This window comes from Holdemania sp. 1001302B_160321_E10 (assembly GCF_015552275.1).
In the GTDB taxonomy this organism is placed as follows: Bacteria; Bacillota_I; Bacilli_A; order Erysipelotrichales; family Erysipelotrichaceae; genus Holdemania.
The window spans coordinates 1-23,338 of sequence record NZ_JADNEM010000042.1 but is presented as its reverse complement, the minus strand read 5'-3'; the positions used below and the strand labels follow the sequence as shown (position 1 = coordinate 23,338).

Sequence of the window (23,338 nt, the reverse complement as noted above, 5' to 3'; positions counted from 1 at the left end):
TATTGATGTTTTTTGAGATTTTGAGATTTTTCAAATTCACGCAAAAAACTCTTGTTTTTTATTATCTAATTTCTTTTGAGTTCTATAATTTTTAAGATGCAGTCCAGGCTGGTTGTCAGAAGCTGGGCAATCGCCAGAATGTCCCTTATCGTTAAAGAAGACAAAAGTTCCATGAAAAATTTCATAGAAAGCCCCTCCTTTCCAGAGCTGAGTAAACAAGCTCGAAAAACAAATGAATCAAAAGAATGATCCATCCAGGACGGGCAATCCCTTAATCAATGACCCTACATCTTTAATATTGCGCAAAATTCAAAAAAGCCACCTGAGAAAATGGAAAAAGTAAAATTACTTTTGAGGTTTAGTAAAACTCTAAAGAATTGAGATTCCTTCGAGGACGCAAGTCCTATGCGAATCCAACAATCACTCAATGTAAATCTGAGACTTCCTTGATTGGATATCGCCGCTTGTGTCTCAATTCAGTGATAACCGGAATCTCAGGTTTAAAGCAAGAAAACCGGCTTCTTTCCTGCCGGTTTTCCTTTTTATAGATCTTTACTTTCTAAATCTTCATGCCCTGTCAAAATGCCCTGTCAAACCATTTGATTGCCTCAATTTTTCAAGCTGTACGTAACCGGAGGACCGGAACGGTATCGCTTCGCGTATTCCTGCTTTTTTACAGTTCTTCCCCATTGGAAGCAATGACCTTGCGGTACCAGTCAAACGACTTCTTTTTCAACCGCGTTAAGCTCCCCCGTCCTTCGTCATCCCGGTCGACATAAATGAAGCCATAGCGTTTTTTCATCTGCCCGGTGCCGCAGCTGACGACGTCAATACAGCCCCACGGCGTGTAGCCGATCAGATCGACGCCGTCTTCCTCCACCGCCGCTTTCATCGCTTCGATGTGCTGACGGAGATATTCTATCCGGTAATCATCCACAATGGTGCCGTCCGGCTCAATCGTATCCACGGCGCCCAGACCGTTTTCCACAATGAACAGCGGAATCTGATACCGGTCATACAACTGATTGAGCGCGATCCGCAGACCGATCGGATCAGTTTGCCAACCCCAGTCGCTGGCCTTCAGGTAGGGATTCTTCACCGCGTTCAACATGTTGCCGCCGATCAGCTCGACTTCCCGGGCGGTTGCCACGTTGGAGTTATAATAGGAAAACCCGATATAATCCACAGTTCCATCCTGCAGTGCCGCTTCATCCTCCGGCGTGATATCCAGCGTCAACCCCTGCCGCTTCCAATAGGCTTTCGCCTTGGAAGAATATGCACCGCGGACCTGCACGTCCGAGAAATAGAGATGCAAATCGAGCTGACGCATGCATTCCAGCTGATCGGCCGGATTGCATGTTTCACCATAAAAGGTCGGATACAACATCATCATGCCGATTTTAAAATCCGGATTGACCGCATGGCCCAGCTTGACGGCCAGAGCACTGGCGGTCAGCTGGTAATGGGCTGCCTGCAGCTGAACCTGTTCGGCATTTTCGTTCTCCCCAATTCGGATGCCCGCGCTCATCTCACTGTGCAGACGCAGCACGTTGATCTCGTTGAAGGTCATCCAGTATTTCACTTTATTTTTATACCGATGGAAAATTGTTTCGCAGAATTTCAGATAAAAGCCGATCATCTCCCGACTGCGCCAGCTGCCGTAGTTTTTTACCAGCGCATAGGGTGTTTCATAATGGGAAATCGTGACGACCGGTTCGATGCCATATTTTAAACACTCGTCGAAAACCGCGTCGTAAAACGCTAACCCCTTCTCGTTGGGGATTTCATCGTCGCCGTCAGGATAGATCCGCGTCCAGGCAATCGAAGTGCGGAAGCACTTGAAACCCATCTTCGCAAACAGCGCGATATCCTCTTTATAATGATGATAGAAATCAATGCCTTCATGGTTGGGATAATAGACGCCCGGCAGCACGCCGTCGGTAAATTCGCGGACTTTTCCGATCCCGCCGACCGTCATGCAATCGGCGGTACTCAGACCTTTGCCATCTACATTCCAGGCGCCTTCGCATTGGTTGGCGGCCACTGCGCCGCCCCACAGAAAATCACTTCTTAACATAAGCTTCTCCTTGTTATCCTTTTCCTTCTTATCCTGATCTAACGAATATTCGCACCTGCGAAATAACCGTCGTGCGTCGCTTCAATGACTTTCGCCACCCGCTTACAATCGCCGATCATCACGGTGTTGGGCGTAATCCCATAAAATTGCTGAGCTGCTTCCGCCCGTGAGCGCAGACCGACCGCAAGCAGAATGTGATCGGCGGGAATCTGCTGGATTCCCTGCGGGGTCCGGACCTCTACGCCGTCCGGCTTGATTTCCAACACTTGCGATTGAAGCAGACAGGTCAAGGTTGAACAGCGGCGAAGATGCTGATGCAGCGCAATCCGGTACAGCTTATTGCCTTTGGCCGACAACGTATCCGACATTTCAATCAGCGTGACCGTTTTCCCCCGTTCTGCCAATTCCAGAGCCAGCTCGGTTCCGATCGTGCCGCCGCCGATGATCACAAACCGTCCCTGCGCTGAATCCAGCTCGGGATACAGCGTCACCGCCTGACGGGCATACTCCACGCCGGGAATGCGCGGCGTAATAAACTTCGCTCCCAATCCGAGAATCAGATCATCCGGTGCAAGCGAGGCGATCATTTCAGGCGTCGCTTCAGTCTCCAGCCGGACTTCAACATTGGACTTGGCGATCTGCCGGATCAGGTATTCGCGATATGCTTTCAGCTCTTTTTTATAGTCGTCATAATCCGCCCAGTTCAGCTGACCGCCCAACTTGGCCGAGCGCTCCAGCAAGATTACATGATGGCCTTGTTCCTCAGCGGTCAGCGCCGCTTTCATCCCGGCCGGTCCGCCGCCGACCACGACGACCGTTTTAGGCTTGACGGTCTTTTCCAGTTTCCGCGGCACGCGGTTTTCCCGGCGAAAGCGGGGATTGACGCTGCATTGGACATTTTCATGTTCCGTCGCGATGTGATAACAATTCAGGCACCGCAGGCAGGGAACGATATCCTCAGTCCGGCCCTCGCAGGCTTTTTGCGGCCAGTCGGGATCCGCTACCAGCTGCCGGCCAAGCATGACCAGATCGGTGCTTCCGTCCGCGATCAGCTGTTCGCAAACCGCGGGATCCGTGATTCCGCCGACCAGCGCGACCTTCACTCTGCATTCCTGCTTGACCCGGCGCGCAAATGCCGCGTTGTAATACTGCGGTTCAAAAACGGTGGTATGGGTATGAACGTTAGCTTCATAGTGTTCAACAGTCCCACCGTAACAATCCATCCCGGCCGAGACGTTGACGATATCGACCAGATCTTCCACCTGTTTCAGAAAATAAAGCATCTCGTCTTCGGAATACGATTCCGGCACTATCAGCTGGCGGGAGATCCGCATCATGATCGGATAGTGCGGGCCAACGGCCTGCCGCACAGCAATCAGGGCTTCCCGGGCAAAGCGGATGCGATTGTCCAGACTGCCGCCATACCTGTCGGTGCGGCGGTTCCACACCGGTGAAAGAAACTGGCAGCATTGGCTGTCATGTCCAAAATGAAGCATGATCATTGAAAAGCCAAAATCCTTCGCCTTTTTACAGTTATCCGCTAAATCCCGGATCTGGTCCTCCATTTGTTCCACGGTCATGGTTTTGCCCATTTCGCCGGTATAACAAATTCCGTCGCTGGGCATCTGCACCGTGCCGTCCGGATTCTTTAACGGATGGAAGCTGAATTCCATAATACCTGCCGCTCCGCCCTCTTCCAGGACGGATAGCGTTTCCCGTGTCACATCGCGCGCATATTTATCAAAGGGATTCGCGGCTCCAACAATATCCGCCGGCCCATAGCTGGATACCACGACGCCGGCGCTGCCGCCTCTGGCTTTATCCGGCAAAGAGATGCCGCCATAATAGGTGGACGAGACCAAATGTGCTCTCGGCACGCCCATCGGCGCTGCCAGCACACGGTTTTTCAACATCAGAGAATTGATCAGAATCGGACTGAATAAATGCGGAAAAGAAGTTTTCATAACGAACCTCGCTTTCTGTCCTCATTATCCAGTTTTCCGTGATCGTTTTCCACACTGCCGTTTGCCTGTTGACCGGGCAGAAACGGATTGATTTCCAGATTATAGAATCTCTTAATTCCAAGTTTTTCATTATCCGCGCTTGTTATGAAAGCTTAAGATATTTTCATGTAATTTTGCGTAAATAAAAAAACTCTCCTCGTGTACGATAATCTCACAGTCCAGTCGTCGGAGAGAAAAACATGTTAATCCGAGCCTGGATAGAAGAAAAGACGATCAAAATTGGAGAATGCCGCCGAATGATTATGTCTACATAGTATTGCATCGCGTTTTTATCGTGTTGAGCCAATTAAAAATCCCTTGGAAAACGATCGCGATATTGACTCACTTAAAATTTAGGATTCAGATTTAGTTTACTCCGTGCTAAAAGCATTGATCCACTCTACGCCGTTTTCAGTATCTGAGAATAAAAAAAACAATGCTTTCTCTTTTTGAAAAAAGAAAACACTGGCTTTTTCCTATTCTTTATCGGGATTCCGGACAGGTGTAGCGCGGCAGACCTTGCGTGTGCTTGCCATATTCGATGGCCTCCATCGGACAGCGGCTGATGCAGGCCATGCAATGCGTGCAGTTACAGGATGTCCTGCTTCCAATTTAATATTTTTCAACGGACACTCCTGAACACATTGACCGCAGGAGACGCAGGCTTCGGTAGCCGTAAATTTCTTTGCGTGGACAAACATCGGATAAAACAAATCGTTGACGATGCCGCTGTTCAGTTTGTCCTTTATCGTTCTCGGCAGTTCAGGAAAACATTCTCCTTTTTTGATACTTTGTGCGGCCTGCTCGATGACAGGGTAAGCCGCCGCAAGCTGCTTCTCCGCTTCCTCTGGCGCCGGTGTAGAAAACATCGCGATATAATTTTCCGGCATCACGATCGGAAAACAACCCAGGTAATCCATCTTCTTCCGTTCGCAGAGTTTTTCCAAATAAGCTCCGGCATTGCCGATGCTGCCGCCGCAGGTCATGACAAAATAGATTTTGGAATTCCCGGTTAAAGGTGTCTTTTCCAGCCACTCGCTGACAATCCGCGGAATTCTCCACGCATAGGTCGGCGTCACGATCACCCAGGGCTGACTGGCTTGCAGCGGCGAGTAATCCTGATCACGGATCCTTTCAAACAAATCGAGAACCTCCATGCCCGTCAGCCGGCCGATCCGCTGCGCGGCAAACGCGCTGTTGCCGGTTCCTGAAAAATAACAAATCATCCTGTTTCCTCCCTTATCTGTCAGCGTCTTCGCTGATATGACGCACGCTTTCGTAGATTAAATTGACTAAATCCGCGATCGCTTTCCACTGCGTCCCCTGCACACTTAAATAATAATAGTTTTTCGTCCCTTCCTTACGCATTGCGACGATCCCAGCTTCCTTTAAAATCTGAAGATGATGTGAAACCGAAGGCCGTGTGAGATGGGTTTTTAACGCGATCTCACCCACCCGGATTCCTGATAAATCACTTTCCAACAGGACCTGTAATATCAGTTGGCGGGTTTCATCGCCAATCGCGGTAAAAGCGCTGCGGCAGTTCTGAAACCCTTCCGCGATTTGCTTTGTCCGCGCTTCGCATTCTACCGCTTTGTGCCTCATTTCCACTGGACATTCATCTCCTTTCGCGGTACCGAGCGCAGATAACGCACGCCGGGATACCCCATAACCAGGGTCATCGCAACTTTCTTCCCTTTCGGTATTTGCAACGCTTTTTTTATTTTCGGCGACAGGTTGGCAGCCATTGTAAAAAAGCCGCTGAACAACACACCTAAGCCGTTGGCCTCCGCGACAAATTCCATATTCTGCGCCGCAAGCAGACCGTTGGTCTTATCTTCCGCCACAACCAGGATGACCAGCGGGGCCTTAAAGAAAAAGAAATGATCGTCAATGACATTGTTACGCGCCAGCGGATTGATTAGATCGGCCAGCGGTTTTATTTTTCTGAACAAATTGACGGCCAGCTTTTCAAAACGACCTTTTTCCTGATCTAAAACTATAAAGGAAACATCTCGTTTGTTTTCAGCCGTATGCGTCATCCATCCCGCTTCCAGAATCTGCTTCACCACTTCCGTTGGGACCGGCTTATTTTGAAACTGGCGAACAGTCCGGCGAAACCGGATCGTATTTAAAACCTGCCCGGGATCCAGTCTTTCCTCTTTGTTCTTCTCTTCCGGTGCATGATCATACCCGCTGACCGTCACCGCTTTGCGCGGGCAAACCGCTTCACACTGTCCGCAGAACAAACAGTCCTCCAGGATGACCTGCGCTTTGTCCTCCTGGATTTTTAAGTTATGTGTCGGACAGGTCTTCACGCACAAGGAACAGCCAATACATTTGTTTTTTTCTACGACGACTTGAAGTTTATCCATGATCTGATCCCTTTCGTTCACTTTCGTTAACCATTATAGGGGACATTGCCAATCCCTGCAACATTGGTAAAGAAAGTGATTACCAATGCTAAGAAAGACAATTAAAGCCGGCAGCAATTTCAAAGAAAACGAAAAGACAGACTTTCGCCTGCCTTCTCCCTTTGATGCTCCGCCAATAAGCGATTACACCGTTGCGCCAAGAAAATAACCTTCGTTGGTCGCTTCCAGAATCTTTGCGACACGGTTGCAATCACCGACCATCGCCGTTTCCGGACAAATTCCATAAAACGCCATCGCCTCTGCTTTCCGTGCTTTCATGCCGGTTGCCAGAATTACGGTATCCGCCGCAAGCCGCTGCCTCTGACCCGCACCGTCGCAAACGTCGACGAAGTCCGGGCCGATCTGTTCACAAGTCCATCCCGTCAGCGTGCGCAGCGATTCTGCCCTTTCAAAATGCTGGAACAGCGCGGTTCGAGTCAGATGATTCGCTTGGGCATAGATTTGTTGGGACAGCTCCACAATCGTCACCTCATGTCCGCTTTCCGCCAGCTCCAGTCCCAGTTCGCAGCCGATCGTGCCGCCGCCGATGATCACGCAGCGTCTTTTCGCCAGCTTCGGATTTTCGATGACCGCCAGCGCCTGCACCGCGTGTTCGGAGCCTTCGATCCGCGGCTGAACTGGTTCAGCGCCCAGCGCCAGAATCAGCGCGTCCGGTTTCAGGTTTTCCACGGTTTCCGGTGTCGCGGTTTCATTCAGGCGGACGTCGATCGTACTGTTGCGAACCTGATGCAGAAGATAATCCCAATATCGCCGCAGGTCTTCCTTGAACGGCCCGGCACTGGCCCATTTCAACGCACCGCCCAGCTTGGGCTGCTTCTCGATTAAAATAACCTTATGCCCACGCTGATCCGCGGTTAACGCCGCTTGGATCCCGGCCGGGCCGCCCCCGACAATCACAATCCGCCGGCGTTGGGCCGCCGGCTGCGGGAGCAGCGGCACCCGGTTCTCCCGGCGGAAGCGGGGATTGACGCTGCATTGGATATTCCAGTGTTCTGTCGCGATGTGATAACAATGCATGCACCGCAGGCAGGGAACGATATCCGCATCCCGGCCTTCCAGCGCTTTCTTTGGCCAGTACGGATCGGCGATCAGGCTGCGGCCGCACATTACGGCGTCGCCAATCCCCTCTGCGATCACAGCTTCCGCTTCCTGCGGACTCATCACCGCGCCAACCAGGCAGATCAGAAGCGAGGTTTCCTGCTTGATCCGCCAGGCAAATTCCGCGTTGTAGCAATGCGGTTCAAAAATCGTCGGCACCGCATGGACATTGCCGGCGTGAACTACATCCATTCCGCAGCTAATATTGGCCATATCGACCAGCCCTTCCGCCGCCTTTAAGAACGCAGCCATCTCATTCTCAGAATAGCTTTCCGGAACGGTGAGCTGGCGCGATATCCGCAGGATCAGCGGAAACTCCGGTCCCGCGGCCGCACGGATCGCCCGCAGCACTTCCAGCGGGAACCGCATCCGATTTTCCAGTGAACCCCCGTACTCATCGGTCCGCTGATTCCACACCGGCGATAAAAACTGCCCGCACAGGGAATCATGACCAAAATGCAGGGTCAAGGCATCGTAGCCCAACCGCAGGCAGCCCCGGACCCGCCGCACCTGATCGGCGATCAGCTGATCCATTTGTTCCCGATCGAAAGCTTTCATCTTCACGCCGTCAAACCGGATCCCCGCGCTGGGACCGCGGACAAAGCCTTCTTCATCCGGCAGCGAAAAGAATTCCAGCTCGTAAGCGGCCCGCGCCCCATTCTGATGGGCGACGCTGAGATCCTCCACGGTTGTATCCAATTCATATTTATCAAGAGGATTCATGCCGCCGGTATGCACCATCGCACAGCCGCCCAGTGAGCGGTCAAGCGCGCTCATCCCGCCGTAATTGACGCTCGAGATGATTTTATGACTGGGGATGATTCCCATCGGCGCAGCGATGATCCGGTTTTTCAACATCAGGCCGCGGATCTGCAGCGGTGAGAATAAATGCGGATAAGGGGTTTTCATTCCATTTCTCCCTGCCTTTCTTTTCAGTAAATTTTTTAAACGTACAATCCGGACAGCCAGAACGTCACCAGCGTCAGCCCGGCGCCGATCAGAAATCGAAGTCCGCCTGAGCGTAGCCGCTGATACCGGACTAACGGCGGCAGCGTCATCAGAACGATCAGCAGCGGCGGAATTGCCGCCAGCCAGGCCTGCGCCAATAAAAGCAGCAGCGTCACCGCCGCGAAACAGCCGGGCAGAATCCAGCCGTAAATCCGCGTCATTTTCCGGGTGAGCGCAGGATCGCCTAAATGCAGCGGACTCACAGAATCCGCCCCTGCGCGTCGATCAGCTGGATGTTGGTATATAGATTGGCCAGCTCTGGAATTGTTTTGATGTATTTCTTCATCGCTGCCTTTGCGGCCTCGTCGCTGGCTGCGGTATGCTTGACCTGAAGCGTTAGCCCGCTGAGGCGGACAACCTCGAAATGGATCAATTCAAAATCAAGCTGATCGATTTTTTCTTTCAGCAATTTCGCTTTGGGACATCCGATCTGAAGCATAAAATTCCTCCTTGTTTTTAAGAGACCGGGCTGTGTTCTTCCCGGCTTTTTTTGTTTTCCAGTTTTCTTTCCAGAATCCTTAATGGATTCCGTTCGATTAAGAATCAGGGTCTTCCTTTTGAGGATAAACGTCCGGATCTCCATCCGGAACTTGTTGGAACAAAGTGAAGAAGCTGCTTACGCAGCTTCAGAAACAGCGCTGTTTTCTTCTTCCACAGCCTGTTTGTCGATCATTTTAACAAATGGATACCAGATCAGCATATCGACAGCCAGAATCACGATCTGCAAGACCGCGCCCTGCCACGGAACTGAACAGGTCAGGATTCCCTGCAGGATTCCCGGCATCGTCCAGCTTGGATTGACGCCGGTAAACCGGGCGCACAGACCAATCGCGACGGATCCGTAAGCGATGCAGGTATTCGCGATCACGCCCAGCATGTACGGAATGAACAGCAGTGGGTTCAGCATGATCGGGATGCCGAACAATAACGGCTCGCCGATATTGAAGATCTGCGGGACAATCGCAACCCGCGAGAGCTGCTTGTAGCGCTTGGATTTCGCCAGGAAGAACAACAGAATGCCCAATCCCAGCGTTGCGCCGATCCCGCCCATCTGAATGGAGTTCAGCAAGCCGGTCGTATAGATGTTCGGCAAAGCGGAACCGGCCGCCATCGCCGCCATGTTCTGTTCGTTCGCCGCCGTTGCCAGCGCGTCCATAAACGGAACGACCGAGGAACCATGAATGCCGCAGAACATCGCCAGCGTCATGACCAGTTCGGTGACTAACAAACCGAAGAAGCTGGTGCCCAAACCGGACAGCGGTGTCTGGATAAACGTGTAAATGAGCTGATGGATCGATTCATACGGCGTCGCCGCCAGCGCCTGACCGATCAGCGAACAGCCGAAGACCAGAATAAACGCCGGAATCAGCACCGCGAAGGTTGCTTCAATATAATGCGGAACGCCCTGCGGCATCTTGATCGTCACATTGTGATCCTGGCACAGCTTGACAAACCGCACGACCAGATACGAAATGATAAACGCTGAGAACATGCCGGAGTGGCCGAGCCAGGCCGATGGGATCGCGGTGTACAGCTCCGTCGGCGTCAGCAGCAGAAACGACGCGACGGTCAGCGGCACACAGGCCAGCGGTTCGTTCATGCCCAGCCGTTTTGCGTACAAATACGGCAGCACCAGCACGGTGTAAAACGCGATGATGCTTAACGTCCAGCTTTGAGCATTCATAAAGACCATCAGTATCATCGGATTCGCGCCTAAAAATGCCTGCCACCCGCCGACGTCGATAAACGCGAACAGACAGGCAAAGGAACCGATCACCGTGATTGGAAGCAGAACTTGAAGTGCTTCGGCCATGGCGTTCAAGAAGGTCATCTTGTGGACCCATTCCGCCAGCGGTTCAACGAAGCTGGATATTTTTTCCATCAATGTATCCATTGTATTTTCTCCTCTTTTCAAATAAACTCAGTTTTTAGTCAGGACTTGAGATGTTCCAATGCCGTTTTCAATACCTTTTCCCCATTCATCATGCCGTAATCCACCGTGTCGATGACCATGAATTCCACCCCTTTTTCCGCATATTTCGCGTCAAAGGTTTTCTTTTTGAAGCGGACCTGCGGACCTAACAGAACGATGTCCGCCCCGTCGATCAGCTCGTCCAGCTTCGTATAGGGATAGGCGTTGATCACAGCGTCGATACCCAGCTGCTGCGCGGCGTCCTTCATCCGCTCCGTCAGCAGGCTTGTGCTGGCGCCATGTTCGCAGACAAGAATGATATTGACCATTATTTCACCTCCTCCCCGTCTTTCTGAGCTTGCATTCTGAGCAGCCTTTCGGCAAATTCCCGGCTGATCTCGGCCGCACTCAGATGATTGGACGCGTGGATCAGCATCATCGTCATCGGCAGCGCGGCGGGATCGCGGGCTTCCTCCACCAACAGCTTCGTATGAATTTCATGAGCCTTGACGATCGCTTCATCAGCGACGGCCAGAGCCTGCCGCGCCGCTTCCCAATCGCCGGCTTCCGCGTAATCGAGCGCTTCCATGCAGCTGCTTTTGCCATCCCCGGCATTCGCGATAATCATGCATGAAAGATTGTTTACTTCCTGAATCGTCACGTTTTCTGACCTCCTTGCTTGCACCCTAACTGTAAAGCGCCGCGCGGCCGGATTCAACGTCTGACTTTGCCCGGCCACAGGGCAAAAGCCGGTAAGTACGCGCTGGCGTTCCCTTGTACAATAAATGACAGAAAGGGTTGAATTGTATGGCGAATTTAGACCGCAAGATGCAGATCGTGTCGTTTCTGAACCATCAGACGGGCTGGACGACAACCGCGATGATCGCCCAGCGCTTCGGCTTCAGCGTGCGCAGCGTCAAGTACAGCGTCGCGGAGCTGAACAAGGAATACGGCGCTTTGATTCTTTCCAGCAACAAGGGATATAAAATTGACAAACTGACCGCCGCAAAGATCCTCAGTTTTCTGCCCTCCCAGACAATTCCCGCCAGCTATGAGGAACGCAAGCGCTATATCATCAACACGCTGCTTTTGCAGAACCAGCGGATGTCGATCAGCGATCTGTCGAACAAGCTGTGCATCTCGCCGATCACGCTGCAGAACGAGCTGTCGCGGATGCGTACCGATCTCACACAGTTCCACCTGAATATCCACACGAAAAACGATATGGTTAACATCACCGGTCTGGCCAAGGACAAACGGGCGGTAATCCTGAGCCTGATCAACGAGGAAATCAAAAGTTCCTATTTCAGTCTGGAACGGATTCAGGAAATTTTCACGTCGGTCAGTCTGGCGCGGATCAAGCAGCTGATCTTACAGGTCATGCACAGGTATGAGTATTTTCTGGATGATTACAGCCTGTTGAATTATGTGCTGCATATCGCGCTGACCGTTGAACTGCGCAGTTCCAATCCCGCACGCAAATTTAACGCGTCCCGTCAGGAGCTGGTATCGCACGCCGATATGCTCCGTCTGGCTTCGGCGCATGTCCAGAGCATCGTCAACGATCTGTACGTGCTGCTGAAAGAAAATTATGATACAGATTTCACGTTATATGACTTGTATGAAGCGTCGGTGCTGATGATGACCCGCGCCGTGTCCTCGCAGATGTCTTCGATTACCTACGATCAGATCGGCGCCATTCTGGGCAGCGATCTTCAGAAACTGCTGGACAACATCGTGCAGTCGGTGGAAAACACTTATTGCATTGATCTGAATAATGAAAGCTTTCTGATCAAATTTGCATTTCACTTAAAAAATCTGCTTCTGCGCTTGGAAAACGATATCCAGATCACCAATCTGCAGTTTGAAAGCATCAAGACGGATTATCCGCTGATTTACGCGATTTCAGTGCATATTTCCAACGTCATCTATCAATTCACCGGCCACGTCCTGCCGGAAGACGAAATCGCCTACATCACGCTGCACATCGGCGTGCTGATGGAGGAAACGCGGGCTAAAAGCGACAAGATCAGTTGTCTGGTGCTGTGCAACGATTATCAACAGATCGGCCAGCGCCTGATCAAAAAATTATCCGCCATCTTCTCGGAAAGTTTGTTGATCAGCGACGTGCTGACCCACACCGCCCTGCCTCAGCCGCTACCGCCGGCCGATCTGGTGCTGTCCACCGCACCGTGCGAGCTGCAGCCCCAGCCGCTGGGCTTCGTTCAGATCGACCAGTTTCTGTCGGAGAAGGATATCCGCCGGATCTTCGAGCTGATCGACGAGATCAAAAAGCGGAAGATGAAAGATTTCATCCGCGAGAAAATCCTGTATTTCTTCCATCCGGATTTGTTTTTCTCATGCCGTCAGTTTGCCACCCATACCGATGCGGTCGAGGTCATGTGCGCGGCGATGACGGCTGGCGGCTACGTCGACGAGGATTATCGTCAACAGATTGATTATCATGAGAAATTAAGCCCGTCGGCCTATGGCAACATCGCGATTCCCCATCCTCTGGACAACAAGGCGAAATCCAGCGCGATCGCCGTTTCCGTCAATCCGCGGCCGATCCAGTGGGGCGCTAATCAGGTCAATCTGGTCTTCATGTTATCGCTGATGGAAAAGGATAAAGAGCAGTTTTCCAATATCTTTGATTTCATCGTTCACATCATGAAGGACGAGGAAACCTTCCGCAAGATGATGGAAGTCAGCAGCTTCGAGGAGTTCACAAGCTTGTTAGTATCATGTTATTGATAAAGGGGGAATCTTCATGAAAAAAGGACGGACGTCCCGTCCAACCGTCATTGAAATGTCGGGAGCAAAACCGAAGCGAATCCAGCTAAAAGTCCTACCGGCAGCGTCCTTACCGCGGCGGTTTCTGGCGGCCGCCATGGATTGGTATGGTTCCGCTTTGTGCGCCAACCTGATCATCACCCTGATTGCCAGTCTGACCCAGGGTCAGCTGCTCGTCACAGCTTCCATCGCCGGCCTTTCACCGGGGCCGGCTATCGCCGCGGTTTGTTGTTCCAGCTGTGCGGTGCTGGCTTATTTTGTAATGATACCGATGCTCGTCCCCGGCTTCGAAGGTCAGACGCCGGGCAAGCGTCTGGCTCAGATCCGCATCACTAACCGGGAGGGTAAGCCGGCTTCCCCGGCGCAGCTCGGCACTCGTGCGCTGAGTTTTCTTTTTCTGGAACAGACGTTTAACAACGCGGCATTCCTGGTGCGCACGCTGCTGACACGATTTCTGAATCCCGGGCTGGTTCAGGGATATTATGTCTTCGGTCTGGCCGCAAGTCTGGTTTCCGTGCTGCTTTTGTTGAAAACGAAACGATGCATGCTGCACGACAAGCTGGCCGGCACGCAGGTGAGCGCTGCCGAATGATAAACCGCGAATGGCGTAGGATGAAAATCGGACAGGCAGATCGCTTGGGAAAGCTTGTTGTAGCGTTGGGAATGATTGGAATCAGAACTCGTTATGCAACAAAGGACAGGAAAAACGCTGTCAAACAAGAAAAGCTCGATCACCGCCGCGGATGTGCGATATGATCGAGCTTTTTTATTCGCCTTATGCGTTTTGTTTTAAGTGTCGAATCTGAAGTTATCCGATCGACAGCGCCACGCCGGTTCCCTCGAACACCGCTTCCTGAATCTTGCGCGGCTGCAGCGCGTCGCCGGCCTCAAAGGTCTGCGGGCAAATCCCATACAGACTGTTCACAAAGGCCCGGTTCGTGCGCACGCCCGCGGCGATGATGACGGTATCGGCTCTGAGCTTCCGCTGCTCTTTCTGATGGAGAATTTCCACTTCATGATCGCCGATCTGAATGCAGCGAGTCTGGGTCAGAGCCGTGAAATTCGTCAGCGGATCCAGCTTCTGTCGCAGCGCGATCCGGTAAAGCAGATTTCCCTGCGAAGCCAGCGTGTCCGTCATTTCCACGATCGTTACCTGCCGGCCTTCCCGCTCCGTCAGCTCCAGCCCGATCTCCGCGCCGATCGTTCCCCCGCCGATGATCACGACCTGCTTTCCGATCCGTTCCGGATGACAAATAGCTTCCGTAAACCCCATCACAAAGGACTGATCCATTCCGGGAACAGGCGGCGTTACCGGCTGGGCTCCGCAGGCAATGATCAGCGCCTGCGGGTGCAGCGCTTCGATCACCGAACGATCTGCCGCGGTATTCAGACGCAGGTCGATATCGTATCGGGCAAACTGATTCTTTAAGTATTCCAGATAATTGCGGATGTCTTCCTTATAATACTCCCGGGCGATCGTGTTCAGTGCCCCGCCGATCATCCCGCTTTTTTCCAGCACGATCACTTCATGTCCGCGGCGACAGGCTGTGATTGCGGCGTTGAGTCCGGCCGGTCCGGCGCCGACGATGACGACACGCCGGGCCTGTTCAGCCGGGATCATCCGTTCGGGAATCAGCGTTTCGTTGCCATACCGCGGGTTGACGCTGCAGCCGACGTTTTGACGGTTGGTCGCGATGTGATAACATTGCAGACACCTTAAACACGGCACGATATCGCCACTCCGTCCTTCCCGCGCCTTGTTCGGCCAGTTGGGATCGGCGAGAAATGCCCGCCCGAAAGCCACCAGATCGACATCGCCGTTGGCCAGTATCTGTTCGGCTTCAGAAGGATTCATGATCGCGCCGACAACTGAAACCACCAGCTGCGGACACGTCTTCTTTACAGTCCTTGCCCACTTCAGATTCGGCATGTGTTCCTTAAAATTCGTCGTTGCCATGTGAACGTTGCCCTCGTGGTTGATATCCAGCCCGGCTGAGATCTGAACCCCGTCAATATACGGTTTTGCCATCTGGATAAAAGCCAGCGTATCTTCAAAGCGAATGGAGCCCGGCACGCACTCTTCGCCGGAAATCCGCATATCCACCGGAAAGTCCGCTCCCACAGCTTCCCGGATTTTCCGCAGAATCAACAACGGGAACCTGGCGCGGTTCGGCAGACTTCCGCCATACTCGTCTGTTCGATGATTAAACAAAGGTGACAAGAACTGTGCGGCCAGCCAGCCATGACCGAAATGCAGGAAAATCGCGTCGAAGCCCAGCGCCTTCGCCTGCCGTGAGACTTCCGCAAACAGTCCGGCAATCCGCTCCATTTCCGCCCGATCCAGCGCCTTGACCTCGATGCCGTCTTCACGGAGAAACGAACAAGGTCCCCAGGCATGATCTTTCACCCGGGCATATTGGCCGGCATGAAAGATTTCAATCGACGCCCTCGCGCCGTAACGATGACAGGCCCGGATCTTCTGCCGGGTCTTTTCCACTTCATATTTAAAAAACGCCGTCGGTTCCTCGCCGCTGGCAAACGAGCTGCGGAACGGTTCCACAATCGTATGCCCGCAGACGACCAGCCCCGCCCCGCCGCGAGCCTTCGGTTCATACAGTTCGCCGATCGGCGCGGCGACAATGCGATTGCGCAGCATCAGCTGATTGAACTGGATAGGAGAAAACAAATGAGGATATTCCATAATCTCGCCTCTTTTCCCTCTTATTATCCAGTATTTCCGACCCCTTTCCTATTTTCAGTTTTGCCCCGGTTCAGGGCAAAATTCAGATCTTTCCTTCCGCTTCCGCTAAAAAAACAAACGAATCGCCCGATCACAAAAAAAGAAAAAGGGAGCGTTAATCTCCCTGTCGTTCATATCCGTTCCTTGCGCATCTTGTCGATGATGTAATCAAACGTTGTTTCCTTCGCCTTCAACGTCGTCTTCTGATCGATCATGCCAGTCCGCGTCGAAAGCAGATCGGCTATATACATCTGCGTAATCTGCCCGATCATACTGCCTCCGCCCAAAGGACCCAGCCAGCGTTTCATCAGGATGCAGTAATCGCATAGTGTGGCCAGGGAAGAAACGATGGAAGAAGTGACGCAGACCGTCTTCACCTTCCGCTGTTTGAGAATCTCGGCGCAGTGAATCGTATCAATGGATTCCCCGGAAGCACTGAACAGAATCGCGATATCGTTGTGTTTCAGTTCGTTGAGATAAATCGACTGAAAATGATTGTCTTTGAAGTATATCCCGTTTTTTCCGTTTCGTACCAGCCGCATCGCACAAGCCTCCGCCGGAATTCCGGAATTGCCGACGCCGGCGCAGAAAATGATATCCGCCTTATCCATCAGCGCGGCGATCTCGTCAAGCTGTTCTAAATCCAGGTTCTGGATCGTATATTCAATAGAGGTTTGGATGTTCTGATAGATCTGAGACACAAACGAGTCATTCTCACTTTTTAAATGCTCCTGCGTTTCATCCGTCAGTTCTTCCTTGAAATCATGATAGCTTTCGCAGCCGATTTTCTTGCAGAAACGAACGACCGTCGCTTCCCCGCACTTTGCCTTTTCCGCCAGCTGGAAAAGCGTATTGCCGCTGACTTCCATGTAATTATCAAGACAATACTTGGCGACGCGCTGCTCGCTCTTGGTGAAATAGTCATAATGATCTTTGATTTTGCCGTAAATAGACACAGAAAATGCCTGCCTTTCATTCTGAAGTGATTGTCATTCCTGTATCAATCATACCATGAAAATACCCGGTTCAGCCACCTTTCCTGCCCGGGAAAAAAGAAATCCTCAAAACTTTCCAACTGAAAAAGAACCCTCGCTGCAATCAGTTCTCTGGCAAACTTTGAAATGGGTATTGATTCTCAATGAAAAGAGGTGTATTGTTTGTTTGGGGTAAAATACTCCAATTTGTACAGAAATGGAGTATATATAAAGAGAAAAGGGGCGGTGCTTTATGGTTTAACCGGATGACGAAGATCCGCGAAAGGATCCGCACAAGAGAGGAGGAAAATCATGATTAATCTCATTCGCTGCGACGATCGTCTGATTCACGGCCAATGCATGACCCGTCTGGTTCAACACTACTTCATCAAAAACATCATTGTCATCGACGAATTCACAGCGACCAATCCCACGATGAAATATGTTGTGGAAAAAATCGCGATGCCGGGCATGAAAAACGAGGTCTACACGGTGGATCAGGCCGCTGATCCAATCCGCGAGGCGATCAACAGTAAAGTCGGTACGATGATCGTCTTCCGCTTTCCGGCGATTGCCCGGACACTGTTCGACCAGGTGCCGGAGCTGCCGAAAAGTCTGATGATCGGCCCCGTACAGAAGCGGGACAACACGATTACCGTTCAGGATGGAACCTATCTGACAAAGGAGGAAATCGCCGATCTGGACGATCTGAATTCCAGGGGAATCGAAATCTTCTTTCAGGTGGTTCCAGACATGAAACGCATCGAATTCAAAGAATTCAAAAATAAAATCAAATAGGGAGGGTTGGTTATGAATCTACTTCAGGTAACACTCATCTCGCTGTTGGGCTATCTGACTTATATCCACACGCCGTTTCTCGGCGGCGGCCTGATCGGCTGGTACTGCATCGGCAGACCGCTGGTCTCCGCGTTGTTTATCGGTTTAATTTTAGGAGACGTCAAAAACGCGATGATTCTGGGCACGTATGTGCAGCTGATCTTCATCGGTCTGGTCACGCCGGGTGGTTCGATCACACCGGATATGAACCTGGCGACGTTTATCGCGATTCCGTTAGGCGTCATCGCGCATCTGGATTCGGGTACGACGGTTGCGCTGGCCGTTACCGCGTCGGCTGTTGGGCAGATCATGGCGACGCCGTGTTATGCCGCAACGCTGCTGCCGGTCAACTATCAGAAGAAATTAGTCGACCAGGGCAAGCTGGAAGCCGCAACCTGGGTTCCGGTCTGGGGCAATATCGTGAAGTTTTTATTCCGTTTCATTCCGACTTTTATCTGCCTGTACTGGGGCCAGAGCGCGATTGAGATGCTCGTCGCCAACTCGCCGCAGTGGCTGATCGACATCATGACGATTTTCGGCAATCCGATGCCGCTGATCGGGTTCGCCATCTTAATGAAGCTGCTGGTCAAGAACCCGACCGATCTGATTTTCTTCACCGTCGGTTTCGCGTTTGTCGGCGTTCTGGGCGTCGATATGCTGACGGTCTTAGTCTTCGCGCTGTTGTTCGCCTTGTATGAATTCAAGATTAACCGCAGTCGGAAAGGAGTGCAGAACTGATGACGAATACACAGGAAACCAGAAAAGCTTCCGTGCTTTCCAAGAAACTGATCCGCAAGTGCTATATCAACTGGATGTGCTACAACCTGTCCTTATACCAGCCGGAAACGATGCAGGCGCCGGCGTTAGTCAAAATGTTCGGCGATATCCGCGAGGATCTGTATCCCAACGATCCGCAGAAGCAGCAGGAACTGATGGCCCGCCATCTGCCATTCTTCAATACCGAACCGTTTATCGGCTGTCTGATCCCGGGCATCACCCTCGGCATGGAAGCGGAAAAAGCGCGCGGCGAAGAAATTCCGGAGGATCTGATCACCTCGATCAAATCGGCGCTGATGGGTCCGTTCGCGGGTATCGGCGACGCCTTGCTTCCAGGCACCTTCATCCCGATTCTGCTGGCGATCGCCTGCGGCTTAAGCGCGGATGGTCAGATTACCGGCGCGATCTTCTATATGATCGTCTTTCTGGCGGTCATGGTGCCGCTGACCTGGTTCTTATTCAACCGCGGCGTGGCGTTTGGCGCCAAAGCGGCGGAATTGATTTTAGGCAATGATCTGAAGGATGACATCATCAGCGCCCTGAACATCGTCGGTCTGATGGTTGTCGGCTGTATCGCCTGTGCTTACGCGAACATCAATCTGGGCTTCCAGTATGTTAAAGACGGCGTCGTCATCGTGGATCTGCAATCCTTGATCAACGGCGTCTGGCCGAAGCTTCCGGTCTTTTTGGCAGCGTTAGGCACGTATTATCTGATGGCCAAGAAGAACTGGAGCGCGACGAAGATGATTCTGTTGTATCTGGTCATCGCAATCCTCGGTTACTTCTCAGGAATCTTAACCGTCTGATGAAAAGCCAAGTAAAAGCCTGCCTGGGTCAGCTGATCGTTTCCTGCCAGGCTTACGAAGACACGCCGCTGTATGGCGCGGAAACCATGAAAAAGATGGTCCAGTGCGCCATGCTGGGTGGAGCGAAGGCGGTGCGGTGCTGCTGGCCGCAGGACATCCGGGCGGCGCGCTCGCTCAGCGACGAGCTGATCATCATCGGTATCAACAAAGTCATGCCCAAAGACAGCGGGAAGCTGGACGATATTTTCATCACCCCAACGTTTGAAACGGCGAAAGCTGTTGTGGAAGCCGGCGCGAATATTCTGGCGCTGGACACCCGGATCACCGCGAAGAGGGGAAAAGCCGATTTGTTGGCGCTGCTTCATGAAATCCACGAGGCATACCCGGATCTGGCCGTGATGGCCGACTGCGCGACCTATGAGGAGTGCAAATTCTGCGCGGAAAGCGGCTGCGTCGATATCCTGTCGACCACCTTATCCGGTCTGGTCAATCCGATCGAAGGTCCGGATACCGAGCTGGTACGCCGGCTGAAACACGATTTTACCTTACCGGTCAATGCCGAGGGACGGATCTGGGAATTAAAAGATATCGACGCTGTCGTCGACGCGGGTGCGGATATGATCACGATCGGCACGGCGATCACCCGGCCGCATCTGATCACCGAGCGGTTTCTCAGCCATTACCGGCAGCGGCTGGCAAAATAACGGACCGGCCGCATGCAAAAGGAATGGACGTTCACGCTGGAAGAGGCGGAACTGGCCGAAGCGTATCAATTCATGGCCTCCCTGCTTCCGCGCAACAAACGACGCCGGCTGGCCATTCTCCTGTGCGTTCCAGTCCTGACCTTGTTTACCGTATTCTATTTTCATTGGAATGGACAGATGGCAGCCTGGGTGGCTGCGGCCGGACTTTGCGGCTTATGGATCGGCAAGGTGAGCGGCTGGCTGTGGACGATTTATCTGCACAATCAGGTCAGCAGTCTGCTTCAGAAGCTGCCGGAGGTGCATTATACGCCGATCACCGCTTCATTTGGAGAACAAATGAAGATTGGAGATCTGTCGCTGGCCGCCGCCGATCTTCAGACGGTCGTTCCGCTGAAACACACATTGTTGTTTTTCCATCATCAGGATCAAATGTTCATCGTGCCCACCCGCGTGATCGGCAATAGCGATGAAATTAAAGCGTTCTGTCAGGATCTGCTGCGCTGGCAAAAGCAGGCCGAGGAGCATTCGTCCCATCCCGAGATGACAATTCCGTCGAGAAGGAGGAAACCGTCATGATTCAAATTTTAATCGTTACCCACGGGCCGCTGGCTGAGGCGCTGAAGGTCAGTGCCGGGATGTTCTTCCCGCAGGCGGAACAGATTGCGGCGCTGAGCCTGAATCCGCAGGACAATCCCATCGAATTAAAAGACCGGATCGTCGCCAAAGTCCGGGAAATTGAAGAGGGCGAAGGGGTATTGATGTTCGTCGATCTGTTCGCCGGCACGCCGTGCAACATGACCGCGCTGGCGCTGGCTGAGCTCTCCGACATTCCTATCCAGTGCTTCACCGGCGTCAACCTGCCGTTAGTCATGGAAGCGCTGAGTTCGCTGAGTCAGGGCGACCTGAATTCCATCATTGCGCATCTCAGCGAGGTCGCTCCGGAAACGATGTTGGATTTAAGAAAGAAACTCGAATTATAAGAAAAAGAAAAGCTGCGGTGATGATGCCTGCGCTCTTGCGCTTACAAGAAGACTATCGGGAATGAATGAAAAAAAGAAAAACCAATGACCATCTCAGATCAACTGTTCTGAATGCTTCACTGGTTTTTTTATTTTATTTTAAACGCATTTCATCGCAGCAGCTTTCAGGGCCGGCATTCGGCGTTTCGCTCATAGGCGTCAATTTTGTAATTCAGCCGCTCCAACGTTTCGTTCATCTCGCGGATGCGTTCGATCAGTTGTTCCCGCTGTTCAACCAACAGCTGCCTGCGGGCCTGAATCGTTTCATCTCCCTTCTGATATAAAGCGACATATTCGATCAGCACCTCGATCGGAAGACCTGCCTGCCGCATGCATTTAATAAACTCTACCCAGCGGCAGTCTTCCTCTGAGTAATCGCGGATTCCGCTGGCTGTGCGGTTCACTCGGGGAAGCAGACCGACGCGCTCATAATAACGCAGCGTATCCTGAGTTAAATCATACTTCTTACTGACTTCAGCGATATTCATCTACAATCTCCTTTCCTCTTTCTTCGGCTTGAAACCAACTTCTCTTTCATGATGAAAGCCCAACGCTTATTTGCCGAACACCTTGACCGCCTGCCGCATGTTTTCGGTGACCTTTACATCAAACGGACAGCGGTTTTCACAGGCATGGCAGCTGATGCACTCGGAAGCCGTATGTTCCAAGACTGCGTAATGTTCACGCACAGTCTCCGGCATTTCCCCTTGCGCCTTCACCAGATTTAAGAACTTCGTCACAGTCGCGATATCAATGCCCATTGGACATGGCGCACAGTGACCGCAATACATGCAATGCCCCTTCCAGCTGATCTTCGGGAAAGAAGCCAGCGCAGAAGCATAATCCCGTTCTTCCATGCTCGCTGTTTCATAGGCTACGCTCTGCCGTAGCTCCTCAACGGAATGCGCACCCGGCAAGACGGTGGCGACACCTGGCCGGGTCAGAGCGTAATGCAGACATTGAACCGGCGTCAGCGCTTTGCCTGCCGGCGACAATTTTTCATCCAACAGATCGCCGCCGCCAAACGGCTTCATGACCGTGATCCCGACGCCCTGACGCTGGCATAATTCATATAAGGCTTCCCGCTGGGGATCCATATTGACTAACGATCGGGCATAGCTTTCATCCGCCCACAGCTTTTCCAAATCCTCATCGCCCGGCTGCAGGTCATAGCACGGATTAATGCTGAACATCAGCACCTCGATCAGACCGCTTTCCACCGCCTGAATCGCCACCTGCGGATTATGACTGCTCAACCCGATGTGGCCGATCCGGCCTTCCTGCTTTAACTGCTGCGCATAGCGCATCACCGGTCCTTCCGCGACCTCCTGCCAATCCTTCAGCGAATCCACGTAATGAATCATGCCGATTTCCACATGATCGGTATGCAGCTGATGTAATAAATCCTCAAAACCGGCCTGCACTTCCTCCAGCTTGCGCGTTCGCTTGTACTGGCCGTCTTTCCACACCGAGCACAAATGGGCCTGGATGATAAACTGATCGCGCCGTCCCGCCAACGCCTTGCCTAAATGCAGACGAAGATTGGGATCCGGCGAATACAGATCAAAATAATTGATTCCCGCTTCCGCCGCCGCGTCGACTAACGCATAGGTTCCCATGCCTTCCTGTTCCGTAAATCCTTCGCAGCCCAATCCGATTTCACTGACCTGCAAACCGGTGCTGCCCAACGTACGATAGATCATCTTAAACCCCTCCTGTTTATCCATTCCTTTTTCTCTCTTTATCGTAATCCTTAGAGCTGACTCCAGGTCAAGCTTTTTTTATTGATTTCCTATAAAAATGATTTCCATAAATATAAATACGAAAAGAATCCTCTAAAAGCTTTCATGCATAGCTCATGAGTATGATTGAAATAATGATCAATCGAATGTTAACTTAGATCAGACGAATAGATTATTTCTATAATTGAAATTATATTAATTCGAAGCAGAACTTAGATCAGAATGTTCTATGACTCAGTGACATCAAAAATAGAAATTCATTCACAATTTGTATGAACAAATATACAAAAAAACTGAGATCACCGCGCTTTTGCCGGCCGCTTCTCAGTTTCTTTTGGCTCTTTCAAAAATAGTGTTGGTGAGAGAAAAACCGAAACAAGAAAGACGCAGATGAGTTCCAGAAATGGGACTCA

The 23,338-nt window shown here is 51.9% G+C and carries 23 protein-coding genes and 1 pseudogene; 8 read left to right on the top strand and 16 right to left on the bottom strand.

Going from position 1 to position 23,338, the window contains the following annotated elements; translation table 11 throughout:
* Positions 1 to 673 precede the first annotated feature (673 nt).
* The 12 genes and pseudogenes from I2D94_RS16495 to I2D94_RS16445 all read right to left on the bottom strand — a co-directional run bounded on the left by I2D94_RS16495 (position 674) and on the right by I2D94_RS16445 (position 11,194).
* On the bottom strand, positions 674 to 2,077 hold the full coding sequence (locus tag I2D94_RS16495; protein ID WP_072685545.1) for a 6-phospho-beta-glucosidase: 1,404 nt from the start codon (positions 2,075 to 2,077) through the stop codon (positions 674 to 676).
* A gap of 38 nt (positions 2,078 to 2,115) precedes the next feature.
* Positions 2,116 to 4,041 (bottom strand): FAD-dependent oxidoreductase, encoded by a 1,926-nt coding sequence (locus I2D94_RS16490; RefSeq protein ID WP_072685543.1) that lies wholly within the window; start codon positions 4,039 to 4,041, stop codon positions 2,116 to 2,118.
* A 522-nt stretch (positions 4,042 to 4,563) separates the two neighbouring features.
* Positions 4,564 to 4,656, bottom strand: a complete 93-nt coding sequence (locus I2D94_RS18425; RefSeq protein WP_229056928.1) for a hypothetical protein — start codon at positions 4,654 to 4,656, stop codon at positions 4,564 to 4,566.
* Positions 4,657 to 4,730: 74 nt separating this feature from the next.
* Positions 4,731 to 5,306, bottom strand: a pseudogene (locus I2D94_RS16485) (EFR1 family ferrodoxin); the annotation flags it as partial.
* A 13-nt stretch (positions 5,307 to 5,319) separates the two neighbouring features.
* Entirely contained in the window at positions 5,320 to 5,685 is a 366-nt protein-coding gene (locus tag I2D94_RS16480) for a helix-turn-helix transcriptional regulator (RefSeq protein WP_072685541.1), read from the bottom strand.
* Positions 5,682 to 6,455 (bottom strand): nitroreductase family protein, encoded by a 774-nt coding sequence (locus tag I2D94_RS16475; RefSeq protein WP_072685539.1) that lies wholly within the window; start codon positions 6,453 to 6,455, stop codon positions 5,682 to 5,684. The genes I2D94_RS16480 and I2D94_RS16475 overlap by 4 nt, the downstream gene beginning before the upstream one ends.
* 183 nt (positions 6,456 to 6,638) lie before the next feature.
* Positions 6,639 to 8,522, bottom strand: coding sequence for an FAD-dependent oxidoreductase (locus I2D94_RS16470; RefSeq protein ID WP_072685538.1), 1,884 nt, complete (start codon positions 8,520 to 8,522; stop codon positions 6,639 to 6,641).
* A gap of 35 nt (positions 8,523 to 8,557) precedes the next feature.
* Entirely contained in the window at positions 8,558 to 8,824 is a 267-nt protein-coding gene (locus I2D94_RS16465; RefSeq protein ID WP_072685537.1) for a hypothetical protein, read from the bottom strand.
* On the bottom strand, positions 8,821 to 9,060 hold the full coding sequence (locus I2D94_RS16460) for a hypothetical protein (protein WP_072685535.1): 240 nt from the start codon (positions 9,058 to 9,060) through the stop codon (positions 8,821 to 8,823). Before I2D94_RS16460 ends, I2D94_RS16465 begins: the two co-directional genes overlap by 4 nt.
* Before the next feature lie 177 nt (positions 9,061 to 9,237).
* The gene (locus tag I2D94_RS16455; RefSeq protein ID WP_072685533.1) at positions 9,238 to 10,515 is read right to left on the bottom strand and encodes a PTS sugar transporter subunit IIC; all 1,278 of its coding nucleotides are present in this window, start codon (positions 10,513 to 10,515) and stop codon (positions 9,238 to 9,240) included.
* Positions 10,516 to 10,553: 38 nt separating this feature from the next.
* Positions 10,554 to 10,862 (bottom strand): PTS sugar transporter subunit IIB, encoded by a 309-nt coding sequence (locus I2D94_RS16450; protein WP_072685531.1) that lies wholly within the window; start codon positions 10,860 to 10,862, stop codon positions 10,554 to 10,556.
* Positions 10,862 to 11,194: a PTS lactose/cellobiose transporter subunit IIA gene (locus I2D94_RS16445; protein WP_083538651.1), complete on the bottom strand. Its 333-nt coding sequence runs from the start codon at positions 11,192 to 11,194 to the stop codon at positions 10,862 to 10,864. The genes I2D94_RS16450 and I2D94_RS16445 overlap by 1 nt, the downstream gene beginning before the upstream one ends.
* Positions 11,195 to 11,340: 146 nt before the next feature.
* Between I2D94_RS16445 and I2D94_RS16440 the strand changes: the two genes are divergently transcribed.
* Complete coding sequence (locus I2D94_RS16440; protein ID WP_195397698.1) at positions 11,341 to 13,287, top strand: transcription antiterminator; 1,947 nt, start codon at positions 11,341 to 11,343, stop codon at positions 13,285 to 13,287.
* Between the two features lie 16 nt (positions 13,288 to 13,303).
* Entirely contained in the window at positions 13,304 to 13,918 is a 615-nt protein-coding gene (locus I2D94_RS16435) for an RDD family protein (protein WP_195397697.1), read from the top strand.
* Positions 13,919 to 14,134: 216 nt separating this feature from the next.
* Here I2D94_RS16435 and I2D94_RS16430 read toward each other — a convergent pair whose 3' ends face one another.
* On the bottom strand, positions 14,135 to 16,027 hold the full coding sequence (locus I2D94_RS16430; protein WP_195397696.1) for an FAD-dependent oxidoreductase: 1,893 nt from the start codon (positions 16,025 to 16,027) through the stop codon (positions 14,135 to 14,137).
* 170 nt (positions 16,028 to 16,197) lie between these two features.
* On the bottom strand, positions 16,198 to 17,022 hold the full coding sequence (locus tag I2D94_RS18735) for a MurR/RpiR family transcriptional regulator (RefSeq protein ID WP_195397695.1): 825 nt from the start codon (positions 17,020 to 17,022) through the stop codon (positions 16,198 to 16,200).
* Positions 17,023 to 17,352: 330 nt separating this feature from the next.
* On the opposite strand from I2D94_RS18735, the gene I2D94_RS16420 reads away from it, so the two are divergent.
* The 6 genes from I2D94_RS16420 to I2D94_RS16395 are packed head-to-tail and all read left to right on the top strand — an operon-like array spanning position 17,353 to position 21,144.
* Complete coding sequence (locus I2D94_RS16420) at positions 17,353 to 17,838, top strand: PTS sugar transporter subunit IIB (RefSeq protein WP_072685521.1); 486 nt, start codon at positions 17,353 to 17,355, stop codon at positions 17,836 to 17,838.
* A 12-nt stretch (positions 17,839 to 17,850) separates the two neighbouring features.
* Entirely contained in the window at positions 17,851 to 18,615 is a 765-nt protein-coding gene (locus I2D94_RS16415; RefSeq protein WP_195397694.1) for a PTS sugar transporter subunit IIC, read from the top strand.
* Positions 18,615 to 19,460 carry a PTS system mannose/fructose/sorbose family transporter subunit IID gene (locus I2D94_RS16410; protein ID WP_072685519.1) on the top strand — a complete coding sequence of 282 codons (846 nt, stop codon included), beginning with the start codon at positions 18,615 to 18,617 and terminating at the stop codon, positions 19,458 to 19,460. Before I2D94_RS16415 ends, I2D94_RS16410 begins: the two co-directional genes overlap by 1 nt.
* Positions 19,460 to 20,164, top strand: coding sequence for an N-acetylmannosamine-6-phosphate 2-epimerase (locus I2D94_RS16405; RefSeq protein ID WP_195397693.1), 705 nt, complete (start codon positions 19,460 to 19,462; stop codon positions 20,162 to 20,164). The genes I2D94_RS16410 and I2D94_RS16405 overlap by 1 nt, the downstream gene beginning before the upstream one ends.
* 12 nt (positions 20,165 to 20,176) lie before the next feature.
* A complete protein-coding gene (locus I2D94_RS16400; RefSeq protein WP_195397692.1) occupies positions 20,177 to 20,740 on the top strand; it encodes a hypothetical protein in 564 nt (187 codons plus the stop codon).
* The gene (locus I2D94_RS16395) at positions 20,737 to 21,144 is read left to right on the top strand and encodes a PTS sugar transporter subunit IIA (protein ID WP_195397691.1); all 408 of its coding nucleotides are present in this window, start codon (positions 20,737 to 20,739) and stop codon (positions 21,142 to 21,144) included. Before I2D94_RS16400 ends, I2D94_RS16395 begins: the two co-directional genes overlap by 4 nt.
* 164 nt (positions 21,145 to 21,308) lie before the next feature.
* Here the strand turns inward: I2D94_RS16395 and I2D94_RS16390 are convergent, their stop codons facing one another.
* Together I2D94_RS16390 and I2D94_RS16385 are read right to left on the bottom strand one after the other, a co-directional pair.
* Positions 21,309 to 21,671 (bottom strand): MerR family transcriptional regulator, encoded by a 363-nt coding sequence (locus I2D94_RS16390; RefSeq protein ID WP_072685515.1) that lies wholly within the window; start codon positions 21,669 to 21,671, stop codon positions 21,309 to 21,311.
* 66 nt (positions 21,672 to 21,737) lie between these two features.
* Positions 21,738 to 22,886, bottom strand: coding sequence for an aldo/keto reductase (locus I2D94_RS16385; RefSeq protein ID WP_195397690.1), 1,149 nt, complete (start codon positions 22,884 to 22,886; stop codon positions 21,738 to 21,740).
* Between the last annotated feature and the right edge of the window lie 452 nt (positions 22,887 to 23,338).

Bases quoted from the DNA above. Each gene is read 5' to 3' on its own strand.
- I2D94_RS16495 (WP_072685545.1), bottom strand. From the start codon at position 2,077: ATGTTAAGAAGTGATTTTCTGTGGGGCGGCGCAGTGGCCGCCAACCAA.
- I2D94_RS16490 (WP_072685543.1), bottom strand. From the start codon at position 4,041: ATGAAAACTTCTTTTCCGCATTTATTCAGTCCGATTCTGATCAATTCT.
- I2D94_RS18425 (WP_229056928.1), bottom strand. From the start codon at position 4,656: ATGGCCTGCATCAGCCGCTGTCCGATGGAGGCCATCGAATATGGCAAG.
- I2D94_RS16480 (WP_072685541.1), bottom strand. From the start codon at position 5,685: ATGAGGCACAAAGCGGTAGAATGCGAAGCGCGGACAAAGCAAATCGCG.
- I2D94_RS16475 (WP_072685539.1), bottom strand. From the start codon at position 6,455: ATGGATAAACTTCAAGTCGTCGTAGAAAAAAACAAATGTATTGGCTGT.
- I2D94_RS16470 (WP_072685538.1), bottom strand. From the start codon at position 8,522: ATGAAAACCCCTTATCCGCATTTATTCTCACCGCTGCAGATCCGCGGC.
- I2D94_RS16460 (WP_072685535.1), bottom strand. From the start codon at position 9,060: ATGCTTCAGATCGGATGTCCCAAAGCGAAATTGCTGAAAGAAAAAATC.
- I2D94_RS16455 (WP_072685533.1), bottom strand. From the start codon at position 10,515: ATGGATACATTGATGGAAAAAATATCCAGCTTCGTTGAACCGCTGGCG.
- I2D94_RS16450 (WP_072685531.1), bottom strand. From the start codon at position 10,862: ATGGTCAATATCATTCTTGTCTGCGAACATGGCGCCAGCACAAGCCTG.
- I2D94_RS16440 (WP_195397698.1), top strand. From the start codon at position 11,341: ATGGCGAATTTAGACCGCAAGATGCAGATCGTGTCGTTTCTGAACCAT.
- I2D94_RS16435 (WP_195397697.1), top strand. From the start codon at position 13,304: ATGAAAAAAGGACGGACGTCCCGTCCAACCGTCATTGAAATGTCGGGA.
- I2D94_RS16430 (WP_195397696.1), bottom strand. From the start codon at position 16,027: ATGGAATATCCTCATTTGTTTTCTCCTATCCAGTTCAATCAGCTGATG.
- I2D94_RS16420 (WP_072685521.1), top strand. From the start codon at position 17,353: ATGATTAATCTCATTCGCTGCGACGATCGTCTGATTCACGGCCAATGC.
- I2D94_RS16415 (WP_195397694.1), top strand. From the start codon at position 17,851: ATGAATCTACTTCAGGTAACACTCATCTCGCTGTTGGGCTATCTGACT.
- I2D94_RS16410 (WP_072685519.1), top strand. From the start codon at position 18,615: ATGACGAATACACAGGAAACCAGAAAAGCTTCCGTGCTTTCCAAGAAA.
- I2D94_RS16405 (WP_195397693.1), top strand. From the start codon at position 19,460: ATGAAAAGCCAAGTAAAAGCCTGCCTGGGTCAGCTGATCGTTTCCTGC.
- I2D94_RS16400 (WP_195397692.1), top strand. From the start codon at position 20,177: ATGCAAAAGGAATGGACGTTCACGCTGGAAGAGGCGGAACTGGCCGAA.
- I2D94_RS16395 (WP_195397691.1), top strand. From the start codon at position 20,737: ATGATTCAAATTTTAATCGTTACCCACGGGCCGCTGGCTGAGGCGCTG.
- I2D94_RS16390 (WP_072685515.1), bottom strand. From the start codon at position 21,671: ATGAATATCGCTGAAGTCAGTAAGAAGTATGATTTAACTCAGGATACG.
- I2D94_RS16385 (WP_195397690.1), bottom strand. From the start codon at position 22,886: ATGATCTATCGTACGTTGGGCAGCACCGGTTTGCAGGTCAGTGAAATC.